Raw genomic sequence first — 12122 nt, 5'->3', positions numbered from 1 at the left:
GGTCGCACGCGGCGTACACGCCGCCCCCCGGGCCTGGTGGACGGCGCGTCCAATAAGTGTCGACTTACCTCGCTCACCTGGGCGAAGTCCCGGCGGCGCGGTGACCGCCGCCCCATGTGCCCGGGACGCCGGGCGCCGCAGGCTGGGAGCGACGCCACCGGCCGGGCCGTCGCAGGCGCGCGCGGAGGCCCGGCCGGGGTCCCGGACCGCCGGGGCCCGCCACCGGTGACCGGGCGGGCTCCGGCCCCGCGAGGGCGGCGCGGTCCTCGCCCGCAGTGTCGTCATCTGCATGGCGCTCGGCTTCGCGGCGGCGGGGCAGGTGGGGGCGGCGCAACGGGTACCGGAGCGTGGCCCAGCGGCCCCGGGGACCGCGGTCGCGGCCTGCCAGCGACGCGCCGCTGACCTCCGTACCAGCCCGCTCCGCGGCCTCGACGGCGGCGAGGTAGACGGGGATGACGTCCGCCGTCAGATGGCCGGACAGGTCGCGCCGCAGGCCCAGCGCGGACGCCATCGACGGCAGCACCGCGGCGGACGCGGCGGCGTAGCCGCGGGCCGACGGGTGGTAGCGGTCCTCGCTGAACATGGAGAGCGGGTCGGCGGCGAACTCGGGGCCGAGCAGGTCGCCGAGCGACACCGACCGGCCGCCGCGCTCGACGACGGCGATCGTCTGGGCGGCGGCGAGCTGGCGGCTCGCCCGGCGCGCGAACCAGCGCAGCGGCGGCATCAGCGACCTGACCGAGCCGAGGTCGGGGCAGGTGCCGACGACGACATGGCTCCCGGCGCCGCGCAACCGCTCCACCGCCTCCCCGAGGTGGCGGACGGACTCGACCGCCGGCACCCGCCCGGTCACGTCGTTGGCGCCGATCATGATGACGGCGATGTCGGGACGGGTCTGCAGAGCCTGGGCGACCTGGCCGCCGAGCGCCTCCGAGCGGGACCCGGAGCGGGCCACGTTCGTCAGCCGGACCGGACGCCCCGCGACCGCCGCCAGCCCGGCGGCGAGCAGCGCGGCGGGCGTCTCCTCCGGAGTGTGCACGCCCAGCCCGGCGGCGGTGGAGTCGCCCAGCATGACGAGCGAGAGGGGCTCGCCGCCGTGCGCCTCGCCGTACAGCCCGTCCGCCACGGGCGGGTCGCCGTTCGGCCGCGACAGGATGGTCCTGCGGGCGAGCCGGGCCTGCATGAGGAGCAGGCCGAACGTGATTCCGCCGAGTGCGGTGATGCCTCCGCCGCCGTAGGCCGCGGCCGCCGCGATACGGCGTGCGGTGAATGCCCTCAACATGCTGCGCTGACCCTCCGTGAATGATTTCCTACCCGCGCCAAAGGGTCGCGATACCTGCGGTGGCCGATCTCGGCTACCGTCGGGAACGGGAAACCTTCCGGGTCCCGCGTCCGTTTCCGCGCGTGACCGGCGGCGGAAGAGGGCCGCAACTTCAAGAACACCACACTGAACGACAAGGATGTCGCGGTGCACGTACACGACTCGCTCCTCGAACTGATGGGCAACACCCCGCTCGTTCGACTGCGCAAGGTGACCGCCGGCGTGGGCGGCGGCCGGCGGCCGCAGGTGCTCGCCAAGGTGGAGTACTTCAACCCCGGTGGGTCGGTGAAGGACCGCATCGCGGTCCGGATGGTCGACGCCGCCGAGGAGTCCGGCGAGCTGCGGCCCGGCGGGACGATCGTCGAGCCGACGTCCGGCAACACCGGGGTCGGGCTCGCCATCGTCGCCCAGGAGCGCGGCTACCGCTGCGTCTTCGTCTGCCCCGACAAGGTCGGCAAGGACAAGATCGACGTGCTGCGCGCGTACGGCGCCGAGGTCGTCGTCTGCCCGACGGCGGTGAACCCCGAGCACCCCGACTCCTACTACTCGGTGTCGGACCGCCTCGTCACCGAGATCCCGGGGGCGTGGAAGCCGAACCAGTACACCAACCCGCAGAACCCCCGGTCGCACTACGAGACGACCGGGCCGGAGCTGTGGGAGCAGACCGAGGGCCGCATCACGCACTTCGTCGCGGGCATCGGCACCGGCGGCACGATCAGCGGCGTCGGCCGGTACCTCAAGGAGGTCTCCGGCGGGCGGGTCCGGATCGTCGGCGCGGACCCGGAGGGCTCGGTCTACTCCGGCGGCAGCGGCCGCCCCTACCTCACCGAGGGCGTCGGCGAGGACATCTGGCCCGAGACCTACGACCGCGACATCTGCGACGAGGTCATCGCGGTGTCCGACAAGGACTCCTTCACCATGACCCGCCGCCTCGCCCGCGAGGAGGCGCTGCTCGTCGGCGGCTCCTGCGGGATGGCCGTCGTCGCCGCGCTGCGCGTGGCCGAGAAGGCCGACCCGGACGCGGTGATCGTGGTGCTGCTGCCCGACGGCGGCCGCGGCTACCTCGGCAAGATCTTCAACGACAGCTGGATGGCGGACTACGGCTTCCTCACCCCCTCCACCGAGGAGGCGCGGGTCGGCGAGGTGCTCACCCGCAAGGGCGGCACGCTGCCGGAGTTCGTGCACGTCCACCCGCACGAGACCGTGCAGACCGCGATCGCCATCATGCGCGAGTACGAGGTGTCGCAGCTGCCGGTGATGAAGGAGGAGCCGCCGGTCATGGCGGCCGAGGTGGTCGGCTCGGTCGGGGAGACCGACCTGCTCGACATCATGGTGAAGGGGCAGGCCAAGATGACCGAGCCGGTGGAGTCGCACATGGCGGCGCCGCTGCCGACGCTCGGCTCCGGCGAGCCGGTCAGCAAGGCCGTCGGAGTCCTGGAGAAGTCCGGCGCCGCCGTCGTCCTCGTGGACGGCAAGCCCAAGGGCCTGATCACCCGGCAGGACCTGCTCGCCTTCCTGGCCGACTCCACCGGCTGACCCGCCGGGCGGCGGCGCGCCGCAAGGGCCGCCGAAACGGCAGAGCGCCTGGAGACCGTGCGGTCTCCAGGCGCTCTGCCGTTCAGGTGCCGGGTTGCGGGGTCCGGCCGGTGGGCGGCGTTATGGGCCGGCCCCCGCAACCCGGCGTCTCGGGGGGCGCCGCGGTCAGCCGCGGAACCCGGACGGGGCGAAGTCCTCCCGCGTGTCGGACGGCCGGAGCTGCTTCTTCGGCTCGTCGCCGTGGCCCGGCCACCAGGCCCTGTGGCCCAGCATCGCGGTGAGGCCCGGGACCAGGAAGGTGGACATCACGAAGGCCGACAGCGCGATGCCGATCGCCACCGAGAAGCCCATCTGCTGGAGCATCGAGACCGGCGCGAGCATCATCACCGAGAAGGTGCCGGCCAGGATGAGGCCCGCCGCGGCGACCGTCGGGCCGCCGTGCTGGACGGCCAGGGCCGCCGCCTTCCGCGGCTCGTGGCCCTCCTTGGCCTCCTCGCGCAGCCGCGCCGTCATCAGGATGTTGTAGTCGGTCCCGATGGCCAGCACGAACAGGTAGAGGACGATCGGCAGCTGGAAGGTGACGCCGGGCTCGCCCATCGCGCCCTGGAAGACGTACACCGCGGAGCCGAGCGTCGCCGCGAAGCCGAGCAGGACGGCCACGACCAGGTACAGCGGCGCGACCACCGACCTCAGCAGCAGCGCCAGGATCAGCGCGATCAGCACCGCCGCGACCGGCAGGATCACCGACAGGTCGCGGTTGTTGACCGTGTTGATGTCGGAGAAGATCGCCGTCGGCCCGCCGACGTAGGCGCGGGTGCCCTCCGGCGCCGCCTTGTGCACGGCGGGCGCCAGGTCGTCCTTGACCAGGCTGATCGCCTTGTTGGACGCGGGGTTGAGCTTCAGCACCAGGTCGACCCGGGCCACGGACTTGTCCTGGCCGGGGACGGGCGGCTGCACCTTGCCGACGCCGGGCGCGTTCTCGACGGCCTTGCTGAACGCCTGGAGCTGCTGCTGGTCGACCGGCTGCCCGTTCTGGCTCTTGATGAACACCTGGACCGGGGTGGTCAGGCCGGGCGGGAAGCCCTTCTCCATGTCCTTGGTCGCCTGGGCGGACTCGGTGTCCTGCGGGAAGCCGGCGGCGAAGTCGTAGTCGGCCTTGAACCCGAGGGTGCCGAGCGCCAGCACGACCAGGACGAGCCCGGACGCCGCGGCGGCCAGGGCGGGGCGCTTGCCGACGCCGCGGCCGATGGCCGTGGAGAACCTGTCCTTCGGCTGCTTCTTCCACGCCTTGGACGGCCAGAAGACGGCGGTGCCGAGGAGCGAGACGATCGCCGGGAACAGCGTCAGCGAGGTGATGCCCATCACGACGACGGCGATGGCGAGGGCCGGGCCCCAGGCGCTGAAGACGCCGAAGGTCGCGAGCAGCAGGACCAGGAAGGTGACGGCGATGGCGGCGGCGGCCGAGGAGATGACCTCGCCGACCCGCTCCACCGCGGTGATCATCGCGGTCTTCTTGTCGTCGCCGGCCCGCAGCCGCTCGCGGAAGCGGAACATCAGGAACAGGTAGTAGTCGGCGCCGATGCCGAAGAGCACGATCAGGATGATGGTGCTGAGGCTGTCGTCGCCGGAGAACCCGAAGATCTTCGAGGCGACGCCGATCAACCCCATCGCGACCTGCATGGTCACGCTGATGATGACGATCGGCAGCACCGCCGCCAGCGGGGCCCGGAAGATCAGCAGGATCAGGCCGATGATCAGCACGAAGGTGGCGATGCCGACGATCTCGAAGGACTTGTTGAAGGAGTCCTCGTTGTCGACGAAGCCGGCGACGTCACCGCCGACCTTGGCCTCCAGCCCGCTGCCCTTCAGCAGGGTCGGCAGGTCCTTGCGGATCTGCTTGACCGCCTCGCCCTGCTTCTTGTTGTCGTCCATCGAGGTGCCCTTCATCGGCACCATGACCACCTGGACGGCCTTGTTGGGCGCCACCGCTTGCGGTCCGGTCGCGAAACCGAGGACCGTCGGAGGCTTCTTGGCGTTGAGCGACTTGGCGGCGGCGTCCACCTTCGCGGTGTCCTGCGCCGTCAGCGGGCTGCCGTCGGTGCGCTTCACCACGATGAGCGAGGAGGTGTCCTCCTGCTGCGGGAAGGCCTTTTCGGCGATCTTGAGCGCCTGCACCGACTCGTACTTCGAGGGCAGGAAGTCGCCCTGGTCGGACTCGGTGGTGAGCTTGGGGGAGAAGGCGATGATGAGCACCGCGGCCACGAGCCAGGCCACGATCGTCCACCACGGGTGTCTCACGACGAAGCGCGCGAGCCGAGCGAACATGGGGGCTTCCTTAATTCACGGTCGTTGGGATACCTGTAAAACGGTAGAGACCGGACGCCGCTTGCGGGTCACCCGCTGCGCCGAAATAGCGGGTGATACCTCCGGGGGAGCCTCTCCTTCTTGAGGAGGGTCGGGGAGTGGATAGCCTCGTACCCATGGACAACGAGGTTCAGCAGGGCTTCGAGACCCTGGCCATCCACGCCGGGCAGGAGCCCGACCCCGCCACCGGCGCGGTCGTCCCGCCGATCTACCAGGTCTCCACCTACAAGCAGGACGGCGTCGGGGGGCTGCGCGGCGGCTACGAGTACTCCCGGTCGGCCAACCCGACCCGTACGGCGTTGGAGGTATGCCTCGCCGAGACGGAGGGCGGAGCGCGCGGGCTGGCGTTCGCCTCCGGGCTCGCCGCCGAGGACGCGCTGCTGCGCACCGTCTGCAAGCCCGGAGACCACGTCATCGTCCCGAACGACGCCTACGGCGGGACCTACCGGCTGTTCGCGAAGGTCGCCCAGCCGTGGGGCGTCGAGTTCGACCCGGTGCCGCTCGGCGACATCGCCGCGGTGCGGGCGGCGGTGCGCCCCGAAACGAAGATCATCTGGGTGGAGACGCCGACCAACCCGCTGCTCGGCATCGCCGACATCGCGGCGCTCGCCGCCGTCGCGCGGGACGCGGGGGCGCTGCTGGCCGTCGACAACACCTTCGCCTCGCCCTACCTGCAGCGGCCCCTGGAGCTCGGTGCGGACATCGTCGTCCACTCGACCACCAAGTACATCGGCGGGCACTCCGACGTGGTCGGCGGCGCGCTGATCGCCGCGGACGCCGCCGTCGGGGAGCGGCTGGCGTTCCACCAGAACGCGATGGGCGCCGTCGCGGGCCCGTTCGACGCCTGGCTCACCCTCCGCGGGATCAAGACGCTCGGCGTCCGGATGGACCGGCACTGCGCGAACGCCGAGCGGATCGTGGAGATGCTGACGCGGCACCCGTCCGTCCGGCAGGTCCTCTACCCGGGGCTGCCCGATCATCCCGGGCACGACATCGCCGCCAAGCAGATGAAGGCGTTCGGGGGCATGGTCTCGTTCCGGATGGAGTCGGAGGAGGCCGCCGTCCGGGTCTGCGAGCGGACGAAGCTGTTCACGCTCGGCGAGTCGCTCGGCGGCGTCGAGTCGCTGATCGAGCACCCGGGCCGGATGACGCACGCCTCGGCGGCCGGATCGCCGCTGGAGGTGCCCTCCGACCTGGTGCGGCTGTCGGTCGGCATCGAGGACGTCGCCGACCTGCTCCGCGATCTGGAGCAGGCGCTTTCCTGAGAATCGGCTGACCGTTCCCCACCAGACTTGATCAAAACATCTATACTCGGCGCGCCAGGTTCGTGAAGAAAGGGCCCGGGGTGCGCAAAGTACTGGTGTGTGGGGCGGCGTTCGCCGCGACGTGTGTCTCCGCCGTGACCGTTCCCGTGGGCGCCCACGCGAACGCTCCGGCGCCGACGCCGAGCGCGTCCGTCCCGTCCGAGTCGCCGGCGGGGACACCGTCCGGCGGGCCGGAGACCGGGGCCCCCGGTACCGGCTCGCCGTCGGCGCCGTCCACGTCGCCGACGGAGGGCGTTCCGTCCGGCCCGGACGGGGAGCCGGACGGCACCGTCACCGCGCAGGCGGTGATGGTGACGCCGCAGCTGCCGCAGTTCCGGACCTACGCCTACGGCAAGGCGCCCGCCCAGAAGATCGATGCCTACTGGCGCAAGCCGGGCCCGCGCGCCACGCCGCGCCCGGCCGTGCTGCTCCTGCACGGCGGCTACTGGCTGGAGGGCGACAAGGGCGGCGGCTGGAAGTACTTCGCGCGCCGGCTGACCGACGAGGGCTTCGTCGTCCTGTCGGCGAACTACCGGCTCGCGCCCAAGGCCCAGTGGCCCGCGCAGCGCGACGACGCCCTGGCGGCCCTCGACTTCATCAAGAAGCACGCCCGGGTGTGGAACGTCGACCCGAGCCGCATCGCGGTCATGGGCTCCTCGGCGGGCGGCCACCTCGCCACGCAGCTCGGCACGCTCGGCACCGGCACCCGCCAGGTCCGCGGCGTGATCGCGCTGTCGCCGCCGAACAACCCCTACCTGGCCTTCCAGGACGGCGCGAAGCCGGACGCCCCGTTCACCCAGCGCAAGCTGCGGCGGGCCGTGGTCGACCTCCTGCACTGCGTGCCGGGCGCGACCGCCGCCCCCGACTGCTGGACGAAGCTGGACGACGCCAGCACCGTCACGCACGTCTCCGCGGGCGACGCCCCGATGCTGCTGATGCACGCCACCGGCGACTTCGTCCCCGTCACCCAGAGCACCGGGCTGGCGAGCGCGCTGCGCGCCGCGGGCGTCCAGGCGACCGTCAAGACCGTCGAGGGCGACATGCACGCCTCCGACATGCTGAGCGACGAGGGCGTCTACCCGACGATCCTGGCCTGGCTGAAGAAGCGCTTGCAGTAACATGGCAGTGCTCTCCTCCTTCGGGCCTGACGGCCCTCCATCGTCTAGCACTGCGGCGATCGCTGGCATCGCTCCGGCTCGCCTGGCGGCTCGCTGCGCGATCAGGTTCTCGCTTCGCTCGAACCTGCCTTCGGACGCGATCGCGACCATTGAGGTCGTCGCGTGGTTGCGGCACCGGCTGAGGCTGTCGCGTGGTTGCGGTGAGGGGTGGGGGCGCGGGGGCTAAGGTCGGCTCATGTCGACTTCGGACCGCATCCTGCTCCTTCTCCACATCGGGTTCGCGATCTTCACGCTGGGGCCGCTGACCGCCGCCACGATGTCCACGCCCCGCTACATCCGCAAGCGCGACGTGGTGGTGGTGCGTTACCTTCACCGGACCACCCAGATCTACGGGATCGGCACGCTCGGGATCTTCCTGATCGGGCTCGGGCTGGCCAAGGGCGACCTTGCCGAGGTGTGGCTGACGGTGTCGATGACGCTGTTCGTCGTCGCGCTGGTGCTGCTGCTGATCATCGAGCGCGACCAGCGCAAGGCGGCGCATCTGCTGGAGGTCGCGGCGGCCGGGGCGAAGCCCGCGGCGGTGCCGGCCCGTCCCGCCGCGGAGGAGGCGGGAGAGGGCGCGGCGGAGGCCAAGGCCGAGGAGCCGGCCGCCGGGGGCGCTACCGCCGAGCCCGTCACGGCGGGTGAGATCGCCCAGGTGGAGCGGGGGCGGCTGGCCGCCATGTCCGGCGTCGTCGCGTTGATCTGGCTGGTGATCCTCGTGCTGATGGTCTGGAACGGCTGAGCCGGCCGAATGCGATTAAGCCCGCCGGACTCTTAGGTAGTCGCTGACTACGTACTCGCCTAGGCGGTCGGCGTCGGGGGCGAAGACGCGGCCGCCGTTGCGCCGGGCTACCTCCTCCACGAACGACACGAGGCGCCGGTCCTCGGCGAGCATGAAGAAGTTCATGCAGGCGCCGCGGCGGGTCATCTTGTCGACCTCGGCGAGGGTGAGCACGAGCGTGTCGGTGGACGGCGGGTAGTCGAACAGCGAGCGGCCGTCCGGCCGCAGGTGCGCGGTCGGCTCGCCGTCGGTGACGACGAGGACGATCGGCTCGAAGTCGGGGTGCCGGTCCAGGTGCCGTCCCGCGATCATCAGGGCGTGGTGCAGGTTGGTGCCCTGCACCATGTCCCAGTCGAGGCCCGCCATCTCCGTCGGGTGCAGGACCCGCGCGTAGTTGGAGAACCCGATGATCTGGATCGCGTCCTGCGGGAACTTGCTGGTCACGAGCGTGTGCAGGGCCAGCGTGGTCTGCTTGGCGGCCGCCCACGTCCCGCGCAGCACCATCGAGTAGGACAGGTCGACCAGCAGGCACACGGCGGCGCCGGTGCGGCGCTCGGTCTCGTGCACCTCGAAGTCGTCCACGCTGAGCCGCACGCCGTCCGGGCGCCGGGGACCGTTCCCGCCGACCGCCACGGCGTCGGCGGCGGGCGCGGGCTCGGTGACCCGCGCCGCGCCCGCGGGCGGGGGGACGAGGCCGGTGCCGTGCTCGGGGACGCCGCGCTCCATGGCGCTGCGACGGATCGCGTTGCTCACCGTCCGGACCACGTCGAGGGGCTGCTCGTCGCCGAACCGCCACTCGCGGCTGGAGCCGGTCAGCTCGCCCGCCTGGCCCGCGTCCCGCTGGTCGTGGTCGCCCTGGCGGCCGGACGCCAGCTGGGAGAACACCCGGCGCAGCGCGGTCTCGCCGAGCCGCCGCACCGCCTTCGGCGTCAGCTCCAGCTCCCCGCGCCGGCGCCGCAGGTAGCCCTGCCGCTCCAGCTCGGCCTCGATGCGGCGCAGCTCGGCGAGGTCGTCGACGGCCTGCCGGCCGAGGGCCCGCCGGACGGCCTCCTCGTCGATGTCGTCGAGCCGGGCGCCGGGGTAGTCCTGCCCGAGCGCCGCCTCCAGCTCGCTGAGGTCGGCCAGTTCCGCGAGCGCGGTCGTGGCGTCGCCCATGCCGAGCGGGTCGTCGCCGGTCATCTGCTCGGCCTGGCCCCAGCCGAGGTCGGGGCGGCGGGCCCGCAGCGCGTCGCCGAGCCGGGTCATCTCCATGGCGAGGCCCGCGTCCTGCATGGCCTGCTCCATGAGCCCGGCCAGCTCGGCGCGCTGCTCGGGGCTGAGCGAGGCGAGCAGCCGGTCCATCGCGGCCGCGCGGCGGGCGAGCGAGTCGACCAGCTCTTCGAGGTTCTGCGGGGAGTCGGGGAACATGTCCCCGTACTCGCCCATGAACCGGTCGAAGTCCTCCTGGGTGTGCTCGCCGCGCGCGTCCCGCTCCAGCATCTGGTTGAGCGCGGCCATCATGTCCTTGACCCGCTGCATGGCCGCCGGGTCCTGGTTCTCCAGGGCCTGCTTCATGCCCTGGAACTGCGCGTCGAGGACCTCGCGGCGCAGCAGGTCCTTCAGCTGCTCGAAGGTGCGGCGGGCGGCGTCCGAGCGCCAGTCGTAGTCCGACAGCCGCCGGATGGCCTGCGAGGTGTCGGACGGCAGCGTGTCGAGCTCCGCCTCGCGCAGCCGCGCGTCGTCGCTCGGGTCGGGGAACAGCTCGGCCCGCTCCTGCCCGATCGCGGTGTCCAGCAGCGCGCGGGCCTGCTCCAGGGTCCCGTCGAGGCGGCCCCGGTCGCGCAGCGCGCGGCGCCGCTCCCGGACCTGCCGGAGCATGTCGTCGAGGCCCCGGCGGCCCTGGGCCCCGGGCAGGCCGCGGCGCAGCAGCTCGCGGAGCGCGTCGCTCGGGCGGGTGCCGTCCAGCACCGAGTCGCCCATGGCGTCCAGCGCGTCGCGGACGTCGTAGGGCGGCGCGAGCGGGTCGGGCCCGTCCTCGTAGGCGCCGTAGCGGTATCGGCTCATCGCCTCTCCTTGCGCGTGGAGACCTCGGGACGCGGCGTCACGTCCGGTACGTCGCCGTCCCGTCGGCCCGTCCCTCGGCGGTGTCCTTGGACAGCCGCCGGGTGAGGAACAGCCCCTCCAGGGCGAACTCCAGGGCCGCGGCGGCCTGACCGGGGGACTCCCCGCTCATGCCGAGCCTCTCCATGACCTTGGCGAGGCCGGGCACCTGGCCGATGCGGCGCAGCAGCTCCCGCGCCGACACCAGCTCGCCCGACTCCACGCTCTCCCCGGAGTCGAACTTGTCGAGCAGCCCGGTGAGGTCGGCGGCGCCCAGCGTCCGCCGGTAGGTCTCGGCGACCGCGCGGCGCAGCAGGTGCTCCAGCACTTCCTGCTCGCGGCCCTCCTCGCTGACCTCGAACTCCACCTTGCCCATCAGCGACGGCACGACGGCCGGCAGGTCGCAGACCCGCGCGACGGCGTGCTCCTCCCCGGTGAGCGCCGCCCGGCGCACCGCGCCCGCCGCGACGGTCTCGGCGCCCGCCAGCGCGAACCGCGCCGACACCCCGGACCGCGCGTCCACCGCCGTCGACTCGCGGACGAGCCGGGTGAACCGCCCGATCACCTCGATCAGGTGGTCCGGCACCTCGGCGGGCAGGCCCGCGAGGTCGGCGAAGTCGGCCTCCTGGCGGATCAGCGCCAGCTCGGCGTCCAGTTCGAGCGGGTAGTGGGTGCGGATCTCGGCGCCGAAGCGGTCCTTCAGCGGGGTGATGATCCGGCCCCGGTTGGTGTAGTCCTCGGGGTTGGCGGACGCGACGAGCAGCACGTCCAGCGGCAGCCGCAGCGCGTAGCCGCGGACCTGGACGTCGCGCTCCTCAAGCACGTTCAGCAGCGCGACCTGGATCCGCTCGGCGAGGTCGGGCAGCTCGTTGATGGAGAAGACGCCGCGGTTGGTGCGCGGGACGAGCCCGAAGTGCACGGTCTCCGGGTCGCCGAGGGTGCGGCCCTCCGCCACCTTGATCGGGTCGACGTCGCCGATGAGGTCGCCGACGCTGGTGTCGGGCGTGGCGAGCTTCTCGCCGTAGCGCTCGTCGCGGTGCTTCCACTCGACCGGCAGCTCGTCGCCCAGCTCGTCGGCGAGGCGGCGGCACCGCACGCAGACCGGCGCGTACGGGTGGTCGTTGATCTCGCAGCCCGCCACCACGGGCGTCCACTCGTCCAGGAGCCCGGCCAGGGTGCGGATCAGCCGCGTCTTGCCCTGCCCGCGCTCGCCCAGCAGCACGAGGTCGTGCCCGGCGAGCAGGGCGCGTTCCAGGTGGGGCAGGACGGTGTCGTCGAAGCCGAGGATGCCCGGGAAGCGCGGCTCGCCGGATCTCAGCCGGTCGAGCAGGTTGCGGCGGATCTCGGCCTTGACGGAAAGCTGTACGTGGCCGCCTGCGCGCAGCGCGCCCAGGGTCGATTCGCGGGGGGCGGATTCGCCGGGTGTGGACTCGCGTGGTGTGGATGAACGCACGCGATCGACACTACGTCGCCGGTGCGCGCGATCGCACCCCCGCCGGGGATTCGCCCGTCCCGTCCCATCCCGACGACGTTTGGGTGGAACGGGCGCGGAGGGGGAGACTGGAGGTGTGAACGGAGCC

At 72.5% G+C, this 12122-nt stretch carries 8 protein-coding genes; 4 read left to right on the top strand and 4 right to left on the bottom strand.

The features are described from left to right. Positions 1-73: 73 nt before the first annotated feature. Entirely contained in the window at positions 74-1279 is a 1206-nt protein-coding gene (locus tag ABWI07_RS07625) for an SGNH/GDSL hydrolase family protein (RefSeq protein WP_353818029.1), read from the bottom strand. 186 nt (positions 1280-1465) lie between these two features. On the opposite strand from ABWI07_RS07625, the gene ABWI07_RS07620 reads away from it, so the two are divergent. Then, positions 1466-2854, top strand: a complete 1389-nt coding sequence (locus ABWI07_RS07620) for a cystathionine beta-synthase (protein WP_149260941.1) — start codon at positions 1466-1468, stop codon at positions 2852-2854. A gap of 165 nt (positions 2855-3019) precedes the next feature. Here the strand turns inward: ABWI07_RS07620 and ABWI07_RS07615 are convergent, their stop codons facing one another. Then, positions 3020-5179, bottom strand: coding sequence for an MMPL family transporter (locus ABWI07_RS07615; RefSeq protein ID WP_353818028.1), 2160 nt, complete (start codon positions 5177-5179; stop codon positions 3020-3022). Between the two features lie 155 nt (positions 5180-5334). Between ABWI07_RS07615 and ABWI07_RS07610 the strand changes: the two genes are divergently transcribed. The 3 genes from ABWI07_RS07610 (at position 5335) to ABWI07_RS07600 (ending at position 8424) form a co-directional block, all read left to right on the top strand. Then, on the top strand, positions 5335-6483 hold the full coding sequence (locus ABWI07_RS07610) for a cystathionine gamma-synthase (protein WP_149260939.1): 1149 nt from the start codon (positions 5335-5337) through the stop codon (positions 6481-6483). A 134-nt stretch (positions 6484-6617) separates the two neighbouring features. Next, positions 6618-7640 (top strand): alpha/beta hydrolase, encoded by a 1023-nt coding sequence (locus ABWI07_RS07605; protein ID WP_235036985.1) that lies wholly within the window; start codon positions 6618-6620, stop codon positions 7638-7640. Between the two features lie 235 nt (positions 7641-7875). Beyond that, positions 7876-8424: a hypothetical protein gene (locus ABWI07_RS07600; RefSeq protein ID WP_353818027.1), complete on the top strand. Its 549-nt coding sequence runs from the start codon at positions 7876-7878 to the stop codon at positions 8422-8424. 15 nt (positions 8425-8439) lie between these two features. On the opposite strand, the gene ABWI07_RS07595 is transcribed toward ABWI07_RS07600, so the two are convergent. Both ABWI07_RS07595 and ABWI07_RS07590 read right to left on the bottom strand, forming a co-directional pair. Continuing rightward, positions 8440-10506, bottom strand: coding sequence for a vWA domain-containing protein (locus ABWI07_RS07595; RefSeq protein ID WP_149260937.1), 2067 nt, complete (start codon positions 10504-10506; stop codon positions 8440-8442). 37 nt (positions 10507-10543) lie between these two features. Next, on the bottom strand, positions 10544-11995 hold the full coding sequence (locus ABWI07_RS07590; protein WP_149260936.1) for a sigma 54-interacting transcriptional regulator: 1452 nt from the start codon (positions 11993-11995) through the stop codon (positions 10544-10546). Positions 11996-12122 lie beyond the last annotated feature (127 nt).

Source organism: Actinomadura sp. NPDC000600 (assembly GCF_040492135.1).
Taxonomy (GTDB): domain Bacteria; phylum Actinomycetota; class Actinomycetes; order Streptosporangiales; family Streptosporangiaceae; genus Spirillospora.
This window is presented reverse-complemented; position numbering and strand designations above follow the sequence as displayed.

What these genes read in the sequence shown, in the direction of transcription:
- ABWI07_RS07625 (WP_353818029.1), bottom strand. Translation starts at nt 1,279, where the DNA reads ATGTTGAGGGCATTCACCGCACGCCGTATCGCGGCGGCCGCGGCCTAC.
- ABWI07_RS07615 (WP_353818028.1), bottom strand. Translation starts at nt 5,179, where the DNA reads ATGTTCGCTCGGCTCGCGCGCTTCGTCGTGAGACACCCGTGGTGGACG.
- ABWI07_RS07610 (WP_149260939.1), top strand. Translation starts at nt 5,335, where the DNA reads ATGGACAACGAGGTTCAGCAGGGCTTCGAGACCCTGGCCATCCACGCC.
- ABWI07_RS07600 (WP_353818027.1), top strand. Translation starts at nt 7,876, where the DNA reads ATGTCGACTTCGGACCGCATCCTGCTCCTTCTCCACATCGGGTTCGCG.
- ABWI07_RS07595 (WP_149260937.1), bottom strand. Translation starts at nt 10,506, where the DNA reads ATGAGCCGATACCGCTACGGCGCCTACGAGGACGGGCCCGACCCGCTC.